Origin of the sequence: Rhodococcus rhodochrous (assembly GCF_014854695.1) — a bacterium.
Classification (GTDB): domain Bacteria; phylum Actinomycetota; class Actinomycetes; order Mycobacteriales; family Mycobacteriaceae; genus Rhodococcus.
In genome coordinates this window covers 1016815-1035715 of the sequence record NZ_CP027557.1, presented here as the reverse complement: position 1 = coordinate 1035715, position 18901 = coordinate 1016815, and the positions used below count along the sequence as shown (strand labels likewise).

Below are 18901 nucleotides of genomic sequence, written 5' to 3'. Positions count from 1 at the left end.
AGCGGGACGCGTGGACACCTGTCAGTGTACCCGCAGAGGTGGGTCCGCCCCCGAATCGTCTTCCCGCTCCCGGACGTCACCGTCCGTCCTTGCGGCGACTACCGTGGTCACGTGGGTACTTCATCTTCGGATTCGTCTGCCGCCCCGCGTAACGGCCTCCTGAAGGCCGCGATCGCCTGCTTCGTCGTCGGTGTGGTGGCGGTCGTCGCCATCTTCCTCATTCCGGCGCTCACCGACGGCAAGCCCGGGCTCGTGCTGTATCTGTTGACCCTCGCATGGCCGTTGGGCTTCGCCCTCGCCATCGCCTTCGCGCTGCGCTCGGGCCGGCGCGCTCGGAACGGAGACCGGACATGAGGATCCTGCTCAACATCATCTGGTTGATCTTCGGCGGGCTGTGGCTCGCGCTCGGCTACTTCGCGGCGGGTCTGATCTGCTGCATCCTCATCATCACCATCCCGTTCGGCATCGCGTCGTTCCGGATCGGTATCTACGCGCTGTGGCCGTTCGGCAAGACGACGGTCGACAAGCCGACGGCCGGCACCATGTCGCTGATCGGCAACGTCATCTGGATCCTGGTGGCCGGTATCTGGCTGGCCCTCGGCCACATCGCCACCGCGCTTGCCATGGCCATCACGATCATCGGCATCCCGCTCGCCGTCGCGAACCTGAAGATGATCCCGATCTCCCTGATGCCCCTGGGGAAGGAGATCGTTCCTGTGGATGCCCGCCCGAGTTACATGTGATCTTTCTCACATAACGAGCGGATAACGAGCGGGACTCGAAACGGAATTCCGGGTACCCGGACCCCACTACCTGGGACTTCATCCCCTGGTCCGCGCCGCGCACGTCTGTCGCCACGCGAATCGGCGCGTTATCAATTGGTGACACTTCGCCCTCGGAACCGTTACCGTCATGTCCGGTCGAACCGCCTGGCTCGACCGGTCCGGAACCGCCGCGCCAAATTCCTGTCCCGTGGTTCCGGAAGTCCCGACGAACGATCCACAGGGGACAGGAAACGGGGGACCCACCGGTCTCCCAGGAACCGATCGGCCCACAGCCGGACGGTGTCCAGGAGGCCCGGGCCGACGCAACCGCGACGGTCCTCGGGGTGAAGCCGAAGGCGCTCCCAACGGAGCGACACGGCCGGGCGACCTCTTCAGCCCGAACCCGACAGCTGACCTCGTAGGTGCGTACGGAGAGGAACACGGAACCGACATGAGCGGACGCCATCGCAAGCCCACCAATACCGGTCGTACCGTCGCGAAGTTCGCGCTGACGGGCGCAGTCCTCGGCGTCACGGGTGTCGCGTTCAGCGGCACGGCCGCTGCCGCCCCCGACTCCGACTGGGACCGCCTCGCACAGTGCGAGTCCGGCGGCAACTGGGGAATCAACACCGGCAACGGCTACCACGGTGGCCTGCAGTTCTCGCCGAGCACCTGGAACGCCTACGGCGGCCAGGAATACGCCGCCTCGGCCAGCCAGGCCAGCCGCGAGCAGCAGATCGCCGTCGCCGAGCGTGTTCTCGCCGGCCAGGGCTGGGGCGCATGGCCCTCCTGCTCGTCGAGCCTCGGACTGTCGAGCGCGCCCACGCAGCGCTCCGTCGACGCAGCGCCCAGCGCGCCCGCCGAGACCCCCGCGCCGGCCATCCAGAACGTTGTCCCGCAGCTTCCGGAGACCCCCGCTGTCCCCGCCGAGGTCCAGGGCATCCTGGCCGGCTTCGAGCAGGGCGTCACCGCACTCCAGGAGGCCGGTGTCGAGCTCGACCCGAACATCCTGGACGCCGTTCGCGCGGTGCTCCCGCAGTAACACCCCGAACATCCCGGAAGGGCCCCGCACCGTTCACGGTGCGGGGCCCTTCCGCCTATGCGGACGACCTTCGTTCATCCCTCACGCACGACGACGCCCGGCCCCACGAAGGGACCGGGCGTCGTACGGAAGAGCCTGTTCGGTGATCCGCGATCGGATCAGCGGTTGATCACCGTCTTCGGATGCGTGTAGGGCAGGTCCTCGACCGGCAACGGGAACACGGTGTCCTCACCGTACGGGGAGAGCGGACCGGAACGCGTGGACGACAGTTCGGTGACAGCGTGCTCACCGTCGGCCAGCTCGGGCCATCCGTGGTCGACGTAATGCTTTTTCGAAGAGGTAGCCATGCGCTCATTTTGGCAGGTGAGTTCGGGGCCTGCTACCGCAGGTCTCTAATCTGGAGGGGATGTCCCCGACCACGCCCGCTCCCGACACCGCCTCGGACTCCCTCGCCCGCTGGCTGGCAGGTCGACGCGACACGGATCTGGCCGCCACGCTGCGCGCCCGTCCCGATCTCGTGGTGCCGCCACCGGCGAGCATGAACGTGCTCGCGAGCCGAGCGCAGCAACGCGCCTCGGTGTTCCGTGCGGCCGACGAACTCGACACCGCCGCCTTCGGGATCATCGAGGTGCTGGCCCGTCTCGGAGCGATGGACACCCCCGTCTCCCGCGCCGCCGTGCTCGACGAGGTCTCCGGCCGTATCAGCGCGAGGAACGTCGACCGGATCCTGTCCACCCTGCGCTCGCTGCTGCTCGTGTGGGGGTCCACAGACGAACTGCGTCTCGTCGCCGCCGCCGTGGACGCCGTTCCGTGGCGCGTCGGACGCACCGGCGACGTCACCGGACCGTCCCGGCAGGAACTCGACGACCTCCTCGCGGCTCTTCCGCCCGAGCAGCGCAGCATCCTCGACACCCTGTCGCGTACGTCCCCGATCGGTCGGACCCGCGACGCCGCAGCGGACACCCCCGCCGACCGGCCCGTGCAGAAACTGCTCGCCGCCGGACTGCTCTTCCGCATCGACGACGAGACCGTCGAACTCCCCCACCGGGTGGGCCAGGCACTGCGCGACGACGCCCCCTTCGATCCGGCGGCGCTCGCTCCCCCGCGCGCACCGAAACCCACCCGATCGACCGCCGACGTCAATGCGACCGCCGCCGGCGCCGCCCTCGAACTGCTGCGGCACTGCGAAGACGTTCTCGACATCCTCGGTGCGCAACCCGCCCCCGTCCTCAAGGCCGGTGGGCTCGGTGTCCGCGAACTGCATCGCATCGGGAAGGCGGTCGGACTCGACGACGACGAGACGGCGCTCGTCGTCGAGGTCCTCGCGGGTGCCGGTCTGATCGCGCGGGGCCTCCCCGACCCGCCGACACCCGGGGACGACGATCACTGGGCCCCCACCACCGCCACCGACGCGTGGCTCGCGTCCTCCCCCGCCTACCGCTGGGCCGTGCTCGCCGGTGCCTGGCTCGACCTGCCGCGCCGACCCTGGCTGATCGGCCGGCGCGACCAGAACGACAAGCCGGTCGCCGCACTGTCCGACGAGGTGAAGTCCCCCACCGCCGCCCGCGACCGACGTCTGCTGCTCGACGTCCTCTCCGACGTGCCGGCAGCGGGCACGGACGTCGCCGACCTGCGTGCCGCTGCGGCGTGGCGTCGTCCACGCTGGGCGGGTCGCTTCGACACCACGAGCGTCGTGGAGACCGTGCGCGAGGCGACGACACTCGGTCTCGTCGCGCACGGCATGCTCGCGTCGCCGGGCAAGGCGCTGCTGCACGGCGGCGACGCCGAGGCCGAGATGGCGGCGGTGCTCCCCGAGCCCGTCGACTACGTGCTCGTCCAGGCCGACCTCACGGTCGTCGCCCCCGGGCCGCTCGTCCCCGAACTCGGCGAGCGGATCGCGCTCGTCGCCGACGTCGAATCGGCCGGTGCCGCGACCGTCTACCGGATCGGCGACAGCAGTATCCGGCGCGCGCTCGACGCCGGGCTCGGCGCGAGCGACCTGCACGGCCTGTTCGCGACGCATTCGCGCACCCCGGTGCCGCAGTCGCTCACCTACCTGATCGACGACGTCGCGCGTCGCCACGGACGCCTGCGGGCCGGTGTCGCGACGTCCTTCGTCCGCGCCGACGATCCGGCTCTGCTCACCGAGGTGCTGTCCGCCCCGGTCGCCGCGACGCTCGCCCTGCGCGCAGTCGCCCCCACCGTCGCGATCTCGCAGGCGCCTCTCGCCGAGGTGCTCACCGAGCTGCGCACCGCTGGTTTCGCTCCCGCCGGGGAGGACGCCTCGGGAGCGATCGTGGATCTACGGCCCCGGGGTGCCCGCGTCGCGATGCCGCGCGCCCGGGCCCGCTACGCCGGGCCCACCGCGCCGAGCGACGAACAACTCGACACCCTCGTGCGCACGCTGCGCGCCGGCGACCGTGCGGAGGCCGCGACACCGACGGCCTCGGCACGTGGTGACGGCAGCCGATCCGGCGGTGCGGCGACACTCGCGCTGCTGCAACTGGCTGTGCACGGCAAGCGCAGCGTCACCCTCGGCTACGTCGACGCGCAGGGGGTGGCGACGCGCCGCATCGTCGACCCGGTGTCGGTGGGCGGCGGGCAGGTGCAGGCCTTCGACCCGGCGACCGGCTCGGTGCGCAGCTTCGTCCTGCACCGTGTCACGTCGGTGGCGCTGGTCGACTGACGACGGACCCGGGTGCGGTCGATCAGGCATCGCGCGGAACCGCCCACCACCGGCCCGTGGGCGGAGAGGCTCAGCGCTGCGTCGCGAACCGCGCGAACGCCCTGCCGACTGTGAACTGGTTCTCCGGCCGCGGGAGCCCATAGTGCCCACGCAGGGTGGATTCGGTGTACTCGGTGCGGAACAGACCGCGCTCCTGCAGGATCGGCACCACACCGTCGACGAACTTCTCGAGCCCCGACGGCAGCACCGCGGGCATGATGTTGAAGCCGTCGGCCGCGCCGCTGTGGAACCAGTGCTCGATCGTGTCGGCCACCTGCTCGGCCGTGCCCGCGAAAGTGCGGTGGCCTCGACCGCCGCCGAGGCGTTCGATGAGCTGCCGCACCGTGAGGTTCTCCCGTCGCGCGAGCTGCACGATGAGCGTGTACCGGCTCTTTGCTCCCTCGATCTCGTCCTCGGACGGCAGGTTCTCCGGCAGCGGCTCGTCGAGCGGAAGCTGCTCCGGCCGCAGCCCGAACCGTTCGGCGAGCTGGCGGCGGGCGTACTCGGGCGAGATCAGCCGGGCCAGTTCGGCGTCGAGTTCACGCGCTTCCTTCTCCGTATCGCCGATGACGGGCACGATGCCAGGGAGGATCAGCACCTGCCGCGGGTCGCGGCCGACCTTGCCCACGCGGTCCTTGACGTCGTCGTAGAACGCCTTGCCCTCCTCGAAGGTGGGCTGGGCGGTGAAGATCGCCTCGGCGTACAGCGCGGCGAAGTCCTTGCCGTTCTCCGACGAGCCCGCCTGCACGAGCAGCGGGTAGCCCTGCGGCGACCGCGGCACGTTGAGCGGCCCGGCCACCGAGAAGAACTCTCCCTCGTGTTCGAAGGTGTGGACCTTCGCGGAGTCGGCGTGGATCGCCGCCTCCTTGTCGGCGACGATCGCGTCGTCCTCCCAGCTGTCCCACAGCTTGGTCGACACCTCGACGAACTCGGCGGCCCGCGCATAGCGGCTCTTGTGCGCCGGCACGCCGTCGAGACCGAAATTGCGGGCGGCGTCGTCCCCGGCGGTGGTGACGATGTTCCAGCCGGCACGTCCCCCGCTGACGAAGTCCAGCGATGCGAATCGCCGCGCGAGGTTGTAGGGCTCGTTGTAGGTCGTCGACGCGGTCCCGATGAGACCGATCCGCTCGGTGGCCGTCGCGATCGCGGTGAGGATGATCGTGGGTTCGAGCTTGCCGCTCGGACGCCGCTCGGGATTCGCGAACAGTACGGGGCTGTCGGCGAGGAACACCGAGTCGAACCTGCCACGCTCGGCGGTGCGGGCGAGCGAGATGTAGTGCTGAATGTCGAGATTCGCGTTCGGGTCGCTCTCCGGCAGACGCCACGCCGCTTCGTGGTGGCCGATGGGCATGAGGAAGGCGTTGAGGTGCAATCGACGATCGGTCATGTCTTCTCCTGTCGTGAAAGGTCTTTCGTCACGGTTGTGTGATGACACCGAGGGCGGTGAGGAGGTCTTCACGGATGTCCCGGAAGCCGGGATCCGTGATGGAACGGGGTTTGTCGAGATCCACGTGGCGGTCGACGGCGATGCGTCCTTCGTCCAGCACGACGATCCGGTCGGCGAGCACGATCGCCTCGTCGACGTCGTGGGTCACGAGCAGCACGGTGGGACGGTGCGCGCGGACGAGGTCGTCGAGCAGTCCGTGCATCCTGATGCGGGTCAGGGCGTCGAGCGCGCCGAACGGCTCGTCGGCGAGCAGCAACTGCGGCTCCCGTACCAGGGCTCGGGCCAGCGCGACACGCTGTTGCTCCCCGCCCGAGAGTTCGAGCGGCCAGGCGTCCTCGCGCCCGGCCAGGCCGACCTCGGCCAGCATCTCGGATCCCCGGCTCCTGCCCTGCCTGTCGAGACCGAGCGTGACGTTGTCGAGCACGCGCAGCCAGGGCAGCAGACGGGAGTCCTGGAAGGCGACGGAGACCTTCTCCGGTACCGCGAGTGCGCCGCCGCGGATCTCCACGTCGTAGTCGAGGCCGGCAAGAGCGCGCAGCAGAGTGGACTTCCCGGATCCGCTCCTGCCGAGCAGGGCGACGAACTGCCCGTCGGGGATCTCGAGGTCGAGTCCGTCGAGCACGTTCCGGTCGCCGAAGCCGCGGATCAGGCCGCGGATGCGTACGGCGCTCATCCGCCCAGCGTCTTCCGCCAGGTGAGCGCCCGACGCTCGAGCAACCGGAGACCGGCGTCGGATGCCAGACCGAAGACGCCGTAGACGAGCAATCCGACGAGGATGACGTCCGGCTGACCGTAGTTCTGGGCGTTGAACATCATCTTGCCCAGGCCGCTCACAGCGTTGATGCTCTCGACCACGATCAGGGTGAGCCACGCACCGGTCACCGCCAGGCGCAGACCGAGGAAGAATCCGGGCAGCGCTCCTCGCAGCACCACCTTCCACACGAACTGTGCGCGCGTGAGACCGAGGACCTCGGCGAGTTCGACGTAGCGCTGTTCGAGCGCCGTGAGGGCGTTGTGCGTCTGGATGTAGATGGTCACGACCGTCCCGAGTGCGATCACCGTGATCTTGAAGGTCTCGCCGATGCCGAGCCACAGGATCAGCAGCGGGATGAGACCCAGCGTCGGGATCGCACGCTTGAACTGCACAGGGCCGTCGATCAGGGCTTCGCCGGTGCGGGTCAGACCGGATGCGAGTGCGAGCGCGGTGCCGATGACGCATCCGATCACGAAGCCCAGCACGGCACGGCTCAGCGATGCCAGGATGTGTTGTTGCAGAGTTCCTTCCGCGACGAGCTCGACCGCGCTGGTCACCACGGTCCAGGGAGCGGAGAGCTTGCGGTCGTCGATCCATCCGGCACCCGACCCGAGCGCCCACACGGCGAGCAGCAGAACCACGCCGGTCATGCGCGAGAACGGGACGGCCTTGCGGAGGCCGAGCCGCCGGAGCGGCCTGATCCCCTCCGTCGGTGGCGGATCGACGGGGTCCGGCGGGCGGGCGCCGACCTCCACCGGTTGTGTCAGTGTGCTGGTCACGAATCCGACCCCTTCCGGTACTCCTGCGGAACCGACTCCGCAGCAATCGTTTCGAATCTGCGATCGAAAATCTGCTCGACGTCGAACTCGTCGAACCATCCGGCCTCGTCGAGCAGTTCCGAGGTCTCCTGCGTCCATTCGATCGCGGAGTCCCAGTCGGTGGGATATGCCGGTTTCTGGCCGACGGTGTCGACGATCCGCCTGCCGTCCTCGTACGAGACCCCCTCGCTCTCGACGTAGTACTTCCGGATCCACTCGTCCCGGTTCTCCCATGCCCAGACGTCGCCCTGCGCCCACAGCGGGATGAACTCCTTGATCGCTGCGACCTTCGCGGGGTCCTCGAGCACGGACACCGGAGCCCACAGAACACTCAGCGCGTCGACCTCGGGCGTGAACACCCCTCGCGCACCCTCGGTTTCGTACTGGTTCAGGTACTTCGTGAGGGTCGGTTCCGCCAGCGGTGCGACGTCGACCTGTTTCGCCTGGAGAGCCGTGAGGAACTGTGTGCTCGGCAGTTCGACGAATTCCACCTCGTCGAGGCCGATTCCGGCCGACTTCAGCGTCCGGAGCACGACGACACCCTGAGCCTGCCCCGGCGACAACGCGATTTTCCTGCCGCGCAGGTCGTCCAGCGAATCGATGTCGGTACCGGGTGCCGTCGCGAGCGAGTACTGCGGCGAATCCTTCTCGCGTACGGCGACAATCCTGGCGTCGAGCCCGGTGGCATGGGCCTGGATGGGAGGAATCGCCGCATTGGCCGCGAGGTCGACGGCGTCGCCGCGGAACGCCTGGATGACGTCGGGACCGGCCGAGACATCGGGCCAGTCCGACACTGTGAACGGCAACTCGTCGATACGGCCGGTCGCCTCGAGCTGGATACGAGTGGGCTTGACCGCGATGCTCAACGACGTCCCTGGTGGAACCTCCTCGGGGAGTTCGGCGTCGGCGGACAATCCCCCGGTCGAACCGCCGACGCACCCTGTGAGCACGACGCTCAGTGCGGCCGCGACGACGATCGGAGCGCGCGATCTTCGAGAGCGCACGAGTGAGGACACGGTCATGAGAACTCCTTGCGAAGGTGATGGGCGCGACGTCGCGCGAATACGCCGACGCGCACTACCGGAAGACGAACGGGAACCCGAGTGCGGGCCCGACCTCGAGAACAGCAGTCCCGGGAACAGCAGTCCCGAAATCAGCGGTCGCGGTACGGAGAACAGCGACAGTGCGGACAACCGCGGAACCGCGATCGGTGGACGACGCGACACGCACGGTGTTCGCGACGCGAGGCACTGCGGCCTGCGATCACGGTCCGGCCCATCGCTCTCCCCCGTCTGTCCGGGCTGTGGACATCCTTCCGTCTGCACAGCATCGCCGGTGACGGTATCGGCCGCGCGGAACTCCGCGACAGGGATCGACGCACGGTGAAATCAACTCCGGACACCGGAATACGGAATATTTCAGTGCTGTGTTCGGATGGCGCACAGAATAATTCGAGCGACTGGCTTTTTCCGGGAAATGACGTATGGTGTGGTCCTGTCGAGTGGTTGTTCATCGAAGATGGAGTGACAATGGCCGACAAGGGCAAGAATCCGAAGAAGCCAGCGAAGTCCCTGAAGGAACGTCGCCAGGAGAAGCGGCAGAAGGCCGTCGAAGCCGGCGAGTTCATTCATAAGCGGAAGCGGAGCTGAATCCGGTTGCAGGCCATGGATCTCGAAATCGCAGCGCTCGAAGCTCTGTACGACAAGATAAGTGGATTGTCCGGTCGGGAAACGGGCACCGACGCACAGCGGCACGGATATCGCGCCGCATTGGCGCGTGCACGGGTGTTCGTTCTCGACGAGCGTGCCGGCGCGATGAAACAGCCGGCCTGAGAAAAGAGAAATCGGTACTGGAATGAAGCGGACGCTGCATGCCCTGGACAAGATCCAGGAACGACTCGAATCGGAACTGGATTCGAGATCTCCCGCCTCCGAGAAGGACGCCGGTTACCGGTCCGGTATCTCCGAGGCACTGGTGTGCGTGATGGAGGTGCGGCAGTCGCTCGCACGGTGAGTACGCCGTGAAACCGGTCGGCCGTGCGTTCCCGCCACGGGGGAACGCACGGCCGTACACCGTCGTGGTGGCGCGGTACGGCCCGAACCTGGAGAATGGGAAAGTTCTACTTTCCATCCACAGGAGGCACTCGTGGCCGACGGACCGCTCATCGTCCAGTCCGACAAGACCGTGCTTCTCGAGGTCGATCACGAACGGGCGAACGAGGCGCGGCAGGCGATCGCACCGTTCGCCGAGCTCGAACGCGCCCCCGAGCACATCCACACCTACCGCGTGACGCCGCTGGCATTGTGGAACGCCCGTGCCGCCGGTCACGACGCCGAGCAGGTCGTCGACGCGCTGGTGTCGCATTCCCGGTTCGCCGTCCCGCAGGCGCTGCTCGTCGACATCGTCGACACCATGAGCCGCTACGGGCGCCTCCAGCTGGTCAAGAACCCCGCGCACGGCCTGACCCTGGTCAGCCTCGACCGGGCGGTGCTCGCCGAGGTCCTGCGGAACAAGAAGATCGCCCCGATGCTCGGTGCGCGCATCGACGACGACACCGTGATCGTGCATCCGAGCGAGCGCGGACGCGTCAAGCAGATGCTGCTGAAGATCGGCTGGCCGGCCGAGGACCTCGCGGGGTACGTCGACGGCGAGGCCCATTCGATCTCGCTGGACTTCGAGACGAATCCCTGGAACCTGCGTGACTACCAGGAACTGGCCGCCGACTCGTTCTGGTCGGGCGGCTCGGGTGTCGTGGTGCTGCCGTGCGGTGCCGGTAAGACGATGGTCGGCGCGGCCGCGATGGCGAAGGCCGGCGCGACGACGCTCATCCTCGTGACGAACACGGTCGCCGGGCGCCAGTGGAAGCGCGAGCTGATCGCCCGCACCTCCCTCACCGAGGACGAGATCGGCGAGTACTCGGGTGAGAAGAAGGAGATCCGTCCGGTCACCATCGCCACCTACCAGGTGATCACCCGCAAGTCGAAGGGTGAGTACCGCAATCTCGAGTTGTTCGACTCCCGCGACTGGGGGCTGATGATCTACGACGAGGTGCACCTGCTGCCGGCGCCGGTCTTCCGTATGACCGCCGACCTGCAGTCCCGCCGCCGCCTCGGTCTCACCGCGACGCTCGTGCGCGAGGACGGACGCGAAGGCGACGTCTTCTCGCTCATCGGCCCGAAGCGGTTCGACGCGCCATGGAAGGATATCGAGGCCCAGGGCTGGATCGCCCCCGCCGACTGCGTGGAGGTCCGCGTGACCCTCACCGACGCCGAGCGCATGGCGTACGCGGTGGCCGAGCCCGAGGAACGGTACAAGCTGTGCTCGACCGCGCGCACCAAGATCCCGGTCGTGAAGTCGATCCTCGAGCAACACCAGGACGCCCCGACACTGATCATCGGTGCCTACATCGATCAGCTCGACGAGCTCGGTGAAGCGCTCGACGCCCCGGTCATCAAGGGTTCGACTAAGACGAAGGAACGCGAGGCGCTGTTCGACCGGTTCCGGTCGGGCGAGTTGAAGGTGCTCGTCGTGTCGAAGGTCGCGAACTTCTCCATCGACCTGCCGGAGGCCTCGGTCGCGATCCAGGTGTCGGGCACCTTCGGCTCGCGTCAGGAGGAGGCCCAGCGTCTCGGGCGGCTGCTGCGTCCGAAGCACGACGGCGGCCAGGCCCACTTCTACTCCGTCGTCTCGCGCGACACCCTCGACGCCGAGTATGCCGCGCACCGCCAGCGGTTCCTCGCCGAGCAGGGTTACGCGTACCGGATCACCGACGCCGACGACCTGCTCGGACCGCAGATCGGCTGACGCGGAGCGTCCCTGCGCGACGCGTCACAGGGACTCCGTGTCACAGCGGCCGGTATTCCTGTTCGGGACGGCCGGTGGTGCCGTAGCGCAACTGCATCCGGAGGCGTTTCTTCGCGACGAGCGCCGCGAGATAGCGCTGGGCGGTCGCGCGCGACACCCCGATCGTCACGGCCACCTCCCCCGCCGACATCGGTTCCGGTGATTCCCGGAGCGCCTGCATCACGAGCTCTTCGGTCATCGAACGCGAGGGCGCCGGGCGGGTGGCCGGCAACACCGGCCGCAGTGCGGCCAGCGCCGTGTCGATCTCGGTCTGGGTGAGCTCCTCCCCCGCGACGACCCTGCGGTACTGCACGTAGGCCGCCAGGCGCCGGGCCAGTTCGGTGCTCGCGAACGGTTTGACCAGATACACCAGTGCACCAGCGGTGAGTGCCGCGCGCACCGTCGTGCCCTCACCGGCGGCACCGAGCACGAAACTGTCGCATTCGAGGCTCCGGATCAGGTCGATTCCGGAGCCGTCCGGTAGGTACACGTCCACGAGGGCGAGATCGACGGGACCGGTCCGAACGGCGTCCCGGGCCGCCGCGATGCTCCCGGCGACCGCGCAGACCTCGAATCCCGCCACACTCGAGACCACGGATGCGTGGAGTTCGGCGACTCGGAAGTCGTCGTCGACGACGAGGACCTTCAGATTCGTTCCGCCCATCCCGTGTCCCTTTCGTCGAGCATCCCGGGCAGCGTCGCCAGGAAGACCGCGCCCCCGGTCGGATTCTCCGGGGTGCGCTGCCCGCCGCAGTCCGCGAGCACGACATCGCCACCGTGCAGCCGCGCGATGCGCCGTGCCAGTGCCAGCCCCATCCCGCGACCGCCGGGCACCGTCGGATCGCTCCGGGTCGTCGCGCCCTCGGCGAAGATGTCCGGCAGCTCGGGATCGACGCCGTCACCGGTGTCCGCGACACTCACGTGCAGGTCGGCACCGTCCTCCATCAGTTCCACCTCGATCTCGGCCGGAGCGCGCCCGCTCGTGCGTGCCGCCTCGATCGCATTGTCGAGCAGGTTGCCGAGCACCGTGGTGACGTCGACGGGCGCTCGCACGGTGGCGTGCACCCACGTGTTCTCGCCGAGCACGAGCGTGACTCCCTGCTCGCGCGCATGCGCGGCCTTCGCGACGAGGAAGGCGTGCAGGTACGGGTCGGTGATCGCGTCGATGCCCTCGAGCTGCTCACCGAGCGGGCCCGAACCGAGGATCTGTTCGATGTACTCGAGCGCCTGCTCCGCATGCCCCCGGCGGAGCAGTCCGTCGAGCAGGTGGAGCCGGTTCGCGAATTCGTGCCGCTGGGCCCGCAGTGCCGTACTCATCGCCTTGACCGCGTCGAGTTCGCGCGTGAGTGCCTCGATGTCGGTCCGGTCCCGCACCGACATCACCGTGCCGAGATCCCGGCCGTCGCGCACCACACGCCGCGAGACGGCGACGACGACCCGGTCGCCGGTGGTCGCCGCGACCGGGATGCCGTCCGCGGAGCGCAGCACGTCGAGCAGCCGCGGGGTCATGCCGAGGGTGTCGACACTGTTGCCGATTCCGTCGTCGGGACCGACGTTGCGGCCGATCCCGTCGTCGAGATCGAGCAGGCGACGCGCCTCGGCGTTGACGACGGTGACGTTGCCGCGGGCGTCGGTGCCGACGACCCCGTCGGAGATCCCGTGCAGCACGACCTCCTGTTCGCGGACCAGCTCGGTGAGCTGTTCGGGTTCGAGTCCCAGAGTGAGCCGCTTCCAGCGGTTGGCGAGCAGCAACGATCCGACAGCACCGCACCCGAGTGCCGCGAGCGCGATCAGGACGGCATCGGCGAGGTCGCTGCGCAGGTCGGCGCGCACCCGGTCGGTGGCGATGCCGACGCTCACCTCCCCGACCACTCTGCCCGAGGCGGGATCGGTCACCGGCACCTTGGCCCGCACGGAATCGCCGAGCGTGCCCGACTCGCTGGTCACGACCTCGCGTCCGGCGAGTGCCTCGGTGGGATCGGTGCTCACCCTCCGGCCGAGCTGCTCCGGATCGGGATGCGCGAGCCGGAGCCCCTGGTCGTCGGTGACCACGACGAACAACGCTCCGGTGGCGGTGCGGACCGCCTCGGCGGCCTGCTGCACCGCACCGGATGCGAGTTCCGGGTTGTCCGGGGAGACCACCCCGTCGTCGGCGGCCGAATAGCGTGCGACCTCGTCCCGCACGGTCGGGTCCGCGGACACCGACCGTGCGATCGCGAGCGCGCGCTGACCGTGCTCGTCGGTGACTCGGTCCTCGGTGGTGGTGGCGAACACCGTGAATCCGATGCCGAGCGCCACCGCCACCACCGCGGACTGGAGCAGAAGTACCTGGGTGCGAAGTTTCACGGCGTCGCTCCCGTTCGTCCCATCCGTCCAGTGTGGCTCGGAGCCGATCTCACCCGAACGGAATCTGCCCGAGTACCACCCCGACGACGAGCATCACGACCGACACCACTCCCGCGCGCCACAGCACCTTGCGGTGGTGGTCGGCCAACGGCACCCCGGCGAGGGTCACCAGCAGCAGGATCGCCGGGACCAGCGGGCTCTGCATGTGGACGGGCTGTCCGGTGATCGATGCGCGCGCCATCTCGACCGGTTCGATGCCGTACTGCGCTGCCGTCTCCGCCAGGACGGGGAGCACCCCGAAGTAGAAGGCGTCGTTGGTCATGAAGAAGGTCATCGGGATGCTGAGCAGACCGGTGATGACGGCGAGGAACGGGCCGAGCGAGTCGGGGACGACGCCGGTGAGCCACAACGCCATCGACTCGACCATCCCGGTGCCCTGGAACACGCCCGTCAGGACGGCCGCGGCGAACACCATCGCGACGACCGACACGATGCTCGACGAATGGCGTGCGATCGCGGCGGACTGGTCGACGACGCGCGGGAAGTTCACGGCCAGCGCGATACCGGCGGCGATCATGAACAGCACGGGGATCGGCAGGATGTCGAGACCGAGGACGACGAGCAGCGCCACCGTGAGGATCGCGTTGAAGGGCAGCAGACGCGGACGCAGGGTCGGACGGTCGGGGTCGAGTCCGGCAGCCAACTGACCGACCTCCCCGTCGGTGGCATCGGTGTCCTTTCCGACCGTCGTACCCACTCCGGACGGACCGGCGCCGAGCGGCATCAGGTCGGGCTTCCACGTGAGCTTCCCGAGGCGGCGACGTTCGACGAAGCCCAGATGAGCAGCGAAGCCCAGCACGACCACGAGTCCCACGACGAGCGACGGGATCATCGGGACGAACACGTCGGACGGGGACAACCCGAGCGCGCTGGCCGCACGGACCGTCGGCCCGCCCCACGGGATGATGTTCATCGTGGCATTCGCCAGGCCCGCGACGACGGTGAGGACGACGGGGCTGACCTTCAGTTTCAGGTAGAGCGGCAACAGTGCGGAGGTGGTGATGATGAACGTCGTGGACCCGTCCCCGTCGAGGGAGACGACCATCGCCAGCACTGCGGTTCCGATCACCAGTCGTGCCGGGTCGTCGCGCACGAGCCGCAGGATGAGCCGCACGAGCGGATCGAACAGGCCGACGTCGATCATGGTGCCGAAGAAGATGATCGCGAAGAACAGCAGCGCCGCTGTGGGGGCGAGACTTTCGACGCCGTCGACGATCATGTCGCCGATGTCGGTGCCGGCTCCGGCGATCAGGCCGAACGCGACCGGGATCAGGATCAGGCCGACGACCGGGGTGGCCCGTTTCGACATGATCAGGTACATGAACGTGGCGACCATCAGGAAGCCGAGGACGACGAGCATGGCGGTGCCCACTTTCTGACGTGATCAGGGCCGGTCCGGGCACACGTCGACCACGGGTCGCGGGTGCGACCGGAGGTTCGTGCGGGGTCCGGCTCGAAGCCGTGAGGATTGTGTGATCTCTGCTACAGCAGAGTGTGTGGCCACGTCCCTCGCCGAGTCACCGTTGCGCGCGAAAGCGCCGTTGTGCGCATTCTGCTCGAGCCCGCCGCGGCCGGGCTCGCCGCCGGAGACCGGCAGTGGTCGGCCGAAGGGCTCCCATAAGCTGGTGGCGTGCGCCGCTTCGACTTCCCTGTGGACCTGCCCCATGCCAAGACCGTGAACCAGACCCTCGCGGATGTCCGTCGTCTGCGGTGGTCGGCGATATTCGTCGGCCTGGTGTGTGTCGCGGGTGCGGTGGGTCTGTTCCTGCTCGGCGAGGCCTGGGCGTACATCGTCGCCGCCGTGCTGGCGATCGCGGCAGCGACGTCGGTGTGGGTGGCATTGTGGGCGCCGCGCAAGGTGGGGACCATCGAGCAGCTCTACCGCGACAGCCCGCTCGTCCCGGCCGTCGTCGCCGCCAAGCGTGCCCGCGGGCTGACGCTGCTCGCGCTGGTCGACATCGCCAAGCCCGAGACGTCCGGTCGGCACTTCGCCCTGGTCACCCGCAACGTGGAGGCGGTGCCGGGTCACCGGATCGCGATCGGTGAGCGGGTGCCGTGTGCCGCGGTCCTGTCCGACCGCACGACCCGCAACGACTCGGGGGTCTGGCAGATGGTGGGCCCCATGCCGATCGCCTGGGGTACCCGTGATCAGAAGATCATTGCCGACGCGGTCGCGCAGATCCCCGAGGTGGAGTGGCGCGTGCTGAAGGACAAGCTGAAGATGGTGGACCAGATCGACGCCACCGACGAGCGTCGCCTCGAACTGGCGAGCAAGGAACTGCCGCCCGAGATGCGGTGACACAGGACTGCGGTGACATGGACGTACGCACGCTGACCGACGGCGCGGTGGTGCTCTCGCCACCGGGTCCGGCCGACGTCGACGCCATCACCCAGGCGTGCCGGGATCCGCTGATCGCCCGGTGGACCACCGTGCCCTCCCCCTACGCCCGAGCGGACGCGCTGCACTTCGTCGAGGACGTCGTTCCGGCCAAGTGGGCCCAGGGATGGCCCGACTGGGCCGTGCGCACCGCCGCGGACGGAGTATTGCGCGGCATGGTCGGATTCGTTCCGCGTGAGGGCTCGGACCCGGAGATCGGGTACTGGATCGCACCGACGACGCGGCGCCACGGACTCGCGACCGCCGCGGTGCGCCTGGCATGCGGTTTCGCGTTCGCGCCGGACGGCATGAACGTCCCGCGGGTCGCGTGGCGTGCCTTCGTCGGCAACCATGCCTCCGCCGCCGTCGCACGACGGGTCGGGTTCCGGTACGAGGGCATCGCCCGCAACGGCCTGCTCCAGCGGGGCGTGCCGCGGGACGTGTGGGTCGCCGGACTGTCCGCCGACGACCCACCCGGACCTGTGGAGGGCTGGCCCCTCTAGGCCTCAGGGGCAGTGGGCATCACACGAGGTGCGGGAGCACTTCCTTCTCGAGCAGTTCCAGCCCCGAGGTGTCGTAGGCGGCTTCGGGAACGTAGAAGATCGCGTACTCGAGCCCCTGCTTCTTCAGCGCAGCGAGGTTCTCGACGATCTGCTCGGGGGTGCCGACGGCGGGCATCCCCCGGAAGGCGTCGAGCGCCCCGTCGGCCTTCTCCGCTCCGACGATCGGTTCGAGACGGGCCCGCAGTGCCTCGAGCCGGTCCTGCACCTCGGCTTCGGTGCGGCCGATCGCCACGTTGTAGTTGGCCGATCGCACGATGGCGTCGAAGTCGGTGCCGACCTCGGCGCAGTGCTCGCGCAGGATCTCCGACTTGCGCGCGAACCCTTCGGGTGTGCCGTCGAAGTTGGTGTACTGCGCGTACTTCGCGGCGATCTTCAGGGTCACCTTCTCGCCGCCGCCGGCGATCCACAGCGGAATACCGCCGTCCTGCAGCGGAAGCGGACGGACGATGGCTCCGTCGACGGTGTAATGCCTACCCGAGAACGTCGCGGAACCCGTGGTCCACGCCTGTCGGAAGATCTGCACGCCCTCGTCGAGTCGGCGCAGCCGCTCACCCGGCGACGGGAAGCCGTAACCGTATGCACGCCATTCGTGTTCGTACCATCCGCCACCGATCCCCATCTCGATGCGCCCACCGGAGATGATGTCGGCGGTGGCCGCGACCTTCGCGAGATAGGCGGGGTTGCGGTAGGCCATGGCCGTACACATCTGGCCGATGCGCACGCGCTCGGTGACGGCGGCGAAGGCCGACACGAGGCTCCATGCCTCGTGGGTGGCCTCGTCGGTGGGTGCAGGGACGGTGTGGAAGTGGTCGTACACCCAGATCGATTCCCACGGTCCGCGATCGGCGCGGAGCGCGAGATCGCGCATCACCTGCCACTGGTCGGAGGGGTCGATGCCGACGAGGTCCAGTCGCCAACCTTGGGGGACGAACAATCCGAAACGCATGCGGCTCCTTCGCTGATAGGTACGGGGCGCGATGTCGTCCATCCACCCACAGGCTCCAGTGTGCAGTGCGACCGCCGAACATTCTTCCGAACTCCGGCGCTGTGCGCGACACGACGACTGCGCTCCCGTCGGATATCGGTGAGGGTGCTGCGTACCATCGGACCCATGGCCGGACGGACACGCGTGGCACTCGCCCTCGGCAGTGGCGGTGCCCGCGGATACGCCCATATCGGCGCCATCCGGGCGATCGAGGAACGTGGCCTCGAAATTGTCGGAGTCTCAGGCGCTTCGATGGGCGCGCTGGTCGGTGGCGTCTACGCGGCAGGCGCGATGGACCCGTACACCGAATGGGCCACGGGTCTGTCCCAGATGGATGTGGTGCGCCTTCTCGACCTGTCGGTCTCGGCCCCCGGCGCGATCCGCGCCGAACGAATCCTGTCCAAGATGCGGGAGATCCTCGGCGATGCGGTGATCGAGGAACTCCCGATTCCGTTCACCGCAGTAGCCACCGACCTCGCAGCAGGTCGCGCCGTCTGGTTCCAGCGAGGTCCCGTCCACGCTGCGATCCGGGCGTCCATCGCGATACCCGGTGTCATCACGCCGGTGATACTCAACGGCCGCGTCCTCACCGACGGCGGCACCCTGTCGCCCCTACCGATCGCACCGACGGTCGGCATGCCCGCCGACCTCACGATCGGAGTCAGCCTCGGTGGGGAGGAGCAGGGCTCGGCACGATCACCCGAGAACGCCAGCTCCGAGGCACGGCCCATCGAGGAATGGAAGGCACGTTTCCGGCGCAGCGCCAACCAGATGCTCGACACCGACATCGTGCGGTCGGTGGTCAACCGGTTCTCGACCAATGCGGCGAACGACGAGCCGCCGGAGGAGGACACCGAGGACACTGGCGACGTCGACGCCGACGATGCGCTCATCCCGAAGTTCGGACGCGTCGCGGTGATGAACCGGTCGCTCGACATCATGCAGTCGGCGCTGTCCCGGTTCCAGCTGGCGGCCTATCCGCCCGACATCCTCGTGGAGGTCCCGCGCACCGCGTGCCGAAGTCTCGACTTCCACAAGGCGGCCGAGATGATCGCGCTGGGGCGCGCACTCGCCGAGGACGCCCTCGATCGTGCCGGTATCGCGGCCTCCGCCCCCACCGGTCCGGGGCCCGAGATCTCTGTCGACTCGTCACCGGACGAGCCCGGCTCGCCTTGAC

At 68.6% G+C, this 18901-nt stretch carries 19 protein-coding genes and 1 riboswitch; of the genes, 10 read left to right on the top strand and 9 right to left on the bottom strand.

Features of this window, described 5'->3' with window-relative positions; genetic code table 11:
• Positions 1-111 precede the first annotated feature (111 nt).
• The 3 genes from C6Y44_RS04885 (at position 112) to C6Y44_RS04875 (ending at position 1806) form a co-directional block, all read left to right on the top strand.
• Entirely contained in the window at positions 112-354 is a 243-nt protein-coding gene (locus C6Y44_RS04885; RefSeq protein WP_051032935.1) for a hypothetical protein, read from the top strand.
• On the top strand, positions 351-743 hold the full coding sequence (locus C6Y44_RS04880) for a YccF domain-containing protein (RefSeq protein WP_159416602.1): 393 nt from the start codon (positions 351-353) through the stop codon (positions 741-743). Before C6Y44_RS04885 ends, C6Y44_RS04880 begins: the two co-directional genes overlap by 4 nt.
• A gap of 287 nt (positions 744-1030) precedes the next feature.
• Positions 1031-1205, top strand: a riboswitch (cyclic di-AMP (ydaO/yuaA leader).
• 10 nt (positions 1206-1215) lie between these two features.
• Entirely contained in the window at positions 1216-1806 is a 591-nt protein-coding gene (locus C6Y44_RS04875; RefSeq protein WP_120281540.1) for a resuscitation-promoting factor Rpf1 domain-containing protein, read from the top strand.
• A 158-nt stretch (positions 1807-1964) separates the two neighbouring features.
• On the opposite strand, the gene C6Y44_RS04870 is transcribed toward C6Y44_RS04875, so the two are convergent.
• Positions 1965-2153 carry a hypothetical protein gene (locus C6Y44_RS04870; RefSeq protein WP_006551681.1) on the bottom strand — a complete coding sequence of 63 codons (189 nt, stop codon included), beginning with the start codon at positions 2151-2153 and terminating at the stop codon, positions 1965-1967.
• Between the two features lie 59 nt (positions 2154-2212).
• On the opposite strand from C6Y44_RS04870, the gene C6Y44_RS04865 reads away from it, so the two are divergent.
• Entirely contained in the window at positions 2213-4492 is a 2280-nt protein-coding gene (locus C6Y44_RS04865; RefSeq protein WP_159416603.1) for a helicase-associated domain-containing protein, read from the top strand.
• A 70-nt stretch (positions 4493-4562) separates the two neighbouring features.
• Here the strand turns inward: C6Y44_RS04865 and C6Y44_RS04860 are convergent, their stop codons facing one another.
• From C6Y44_RS04860 to C6Y44_RS04845, 4 genes are read right to left on the bottom strand one after another with little or no spacing between them, the layout of a single operon-like run.
• A complete protein-coding gene (locus C6Y44_RS04860) occupies positions 4563-5918 on the bottom strand; it encodes an LLM class flavin-dependent oxidoreductase (protein ID WP_159416604.1) in 1356 nt (451 codons plus the stop codon).
• A 28-nt stretch (positions 5919-5946) separates the two neighbouring features.
• Positions 5947-6672, bottom strand: a complete 726-nt coding sequence (locus tag C6Y44_RS04855; RefSeq protein WP_085469337.1) for an ABC transporter ATP-binding protein — start codon at positions 6670-6672, stop codon at positions 5947-5949.
• Complete coding sequence (locus C6Y44_RS04850) at positions 6648-7511, bottom strand: ABC transporter permease (protein ID WP_159416605.1); 864 nt, start codon at positions 7509-7511, stop codon at positions 6648-6650. The genes C6Y44_RS04855 and C6Y44_RS04850 overlap by 25 nt, the downstream gene beginning before the upstream one ends.
• Positions 7508-8572: a PhnD/SsuA/transferrin family substrate-binding protein gene (locus C6Y44_RS04845; protein WP_159416606.1), complete on the bottom strand. Its 1065-nt coding sequence runs from the start codon at positions 8570-8572 to the stop codon at positions 7508-7510. Before C6Y44_RS04845 ends, C6Y44_RS04850 begins: the two co-directional genes overlap by 4 nt.
• A 642-nt stretch (positions 8573-9214) precedes the next feature.
• Here C6Y44_RS04845 and C6Y44_RS04840 point away from each other — a divergent pair.
• The 3 genes from C6Y44_RS04840 (at position 9215) to C6Y44_RS04830 (ending at position 11354) form a co-directional block, all read left to right on the top strand.
• On the top strand, positions 9215-9382 hold the full coding sequence (locus C6Y44_RS04840) for a hypothetical protein (protein ID WP_019289942.1): 168 nt from the start codon (positions 9215-9217) through the stop codon (positions 9380-9382).
• A gap of 22 nt (positions 9383-9404) precedes the next feature.
• Positions 9405-9563, top strand: a complete 159-nt coding sequence (locus C6Y44_RS04835) for a hypothetical protein (RefSeq protein ID WP_174246931.1) — start codon at positions 9405-9407, stop codon at positions 9561-9563.
• 132 nt (positions 9564-9695) lie between these two features.
• Positions 9696-11354: a DNA repair helicase XPB gene (locus C6Y44_RS04830; protein ID WP_159416607.1), complete on the top strand. Its 1659-nt coding sequence runs from the start codon at positions 9696-9698 to the stop codon at positions 11352-11354.
• 40 nt (positions 11355-11394) lie between these two features.
• On the opposite strand, the gene C6Y44_RS04825 is transcribed toward C6Y44_RS04830, so the two are convergent.
• The 3 genes from C6Y44_RS04825 to C6Y44_RS04815 are packed head-to-tail and all read right to left on the bottom strand — an operon-like array spanning position 11395 to position 15159.
• Complete coding sequence (locus tag C6Y44_RS04825) at positions 11395-12057, bottom strand: response regulator (protein ID WP_159416608.1); 663 nt, start codon at positions 12055-12057, stop codon at positions 11395-11397.
• A complete protein-coding gene (locus tag C6Y44_RS04820) occupies positions 12039-13739 on the bottom strand; it encodes an ATP-binding protein (protein WP_159416609.1) in 1701 nt (566 codons plus the stop codon). Before C6Y44_RS04820 ends, C6Y44_RS04825 begins: the two co-directional genes overlap by 19 nt.
• A 49-nt stretch (positions 13740-13788) precedes the next feature.
• The gene (locus tag C6Y44_RS04815; protein ID WP_159419033.1) at positions 13789-15159 is read right to left on the bottom strand and encodes a CitMHS family transporter; all 1371 of its coding nucleotides are present in this window, start codon (positions 15157-15159) and stop codon (positions 13789-13791) included.
• Between the two features lie 270 nt (positions 15160-15429).
• On the opposite strand from C6Y44_RS04815, the gene C6Y44_RS04810 reads away from it, so the two are divergent.
• Positions 15430-16098 carry a DUF3239 domain-containing protein gene (locus C6Y44_RS04810; RefSeq protein WP_159416610.1) on the top strand — a complete coding sequence of 223 codons (669 nt, stop codon included), beginning with the start codon at positions 15430-15432 and terminating at the stop codon, positions 16096-16098.
• Between the two features lie 17 nt (positions 16099-16115).
• Positions 16116-16679, top strand: a complete 564-nt coding sequence (locus tag C6Y44_RS04805; protein ID WP_026060962.1) for a GNAT family N-acetyltransferase — start codon at positions 16116-16118, stop codon at positions 16677-16679.
• A gap of 19 nt (positions 16680-16698) precedes the next feature.
• Here C6Y44_RS04805 and C6Y44_RS04800 read toward each other — a convergent pair whose 3' ends face one another.
• Positions 16699-17685: an LLM class F420-dependent oxidoreductase gene (locus tag C6Y44_RS04800; RefSeq protein ID WP_159416611.1), complete on the bottom strand. Its 987-nt coding sequence runs from the start codon at positions 17683-17685 to the stop codon at positions 16699-16701.
• A 165-nt stretch (positions 17686-17850) separates the two neighbouring features.
• Here C6Y44_RS04800 and C6Y44_RS04795 point away from each other — a divergent pair, with 165 nt between their 5' ends.
• A complete protein-coding gene (locus C6Y44_RS04795) occupies positions 17851-18900 on the top strand; it encodes a patatin-like phospholipase family protein (protein WP_159416612.1) in 1050 nt (349 codons plus the stop codon).
• Position 18901 lies beyond the last annotated feature (1 nt).

Coding starts and splice junctions, on each gene's coding strand:
- C6Y44_RS04805 (WP_026060962.1), top strand. CDS start 16,116: ATGGACGTACGCACGCTGACCGACGGCGCGGTGGTGCTCTCGCCACCG.
- C6Y44_RS04795 (WP_159416612.1), top strand. CDS start 17,851: ATGGCCGGACGGACACGCGTGGCACTCGCCCTCGGCAGTGGCGGTGCC.
- C6Y44_RS04815 (WP_159419033.1), bottom strand. CDS start 15,159: ATGCTCGTCGTCCTCGGCTTCCTGATGGTCGCCACGTTCATGTACCTG.
- C6Y44_RS04845 (WP_159416606.1), bottom strand. CDS start 8,572: ATGACCGTGTCCTCACTCGTGCGCTCTCGAAGATCGCGCGCTCCGATC.
- C6Y44_RS04880 (WP_159416602.1), top strand. CDS start 351: ATGAGGATCCTGCTCAACATCATCTGGTTGATCTTCGGCGGGCTGTGG.
- C6Y44_RS04835 (WP_174246931.1), top strand. CDS start 9,405: ATGAAGCGGACGCTGCATGCCCTGGACAAGATCCAGGAACGACTCGAA.
- C6Y44_RS04870 (WP_006551681.1), bottom strand. CDS start 2,153: ATGGCTACCTCTTCGAAAAAGCATTACGTCGACCACGGATGGCCCGAG.
- C6Y44_RS04865 (WP_159416603.1), top strand. CDS start 2,213: ATGTCCCCGACCACGCCCGCTCCCGACACCGCCTCGGACTCCCTCGCC.
- C6Y44_RS04800 (WP_159416611.1), bottom strand. CDS start 17,685: ATGCGTTTCGGATTGTTCGTCCCCCAAGGTTGGCGACTGGACCTCGTC.
- C6Y44_RS04875 (WP_120281540.1), top strand. CDS start 1,216: ATGAGCGGACGCCATCGCAAGCCCACCAATACCGGTCGTACCGTCGCG.
- C6Y44_RS04840 (WP_019289942.1), top strand. CDS start 9,215: ATGGATCTCGAAATCGCAGCGCTCGAAGCTCTGTACGACAAGATAAGT.
- C6Y44_RS04860 (WP_159416604.1), bottom strand. CDS start 5,918: ATGACCGATCGTCGATTGCACCTCAACGCCTTCCTCATGCCCATCGGC.
- C6Y44_RS04825 (WP_159416608.1), bottom strand. CDS start 12,057: ATGGGCGGAACGAATCTGAAGGTCCTCGTCGTCGACGACGACTTCCGA.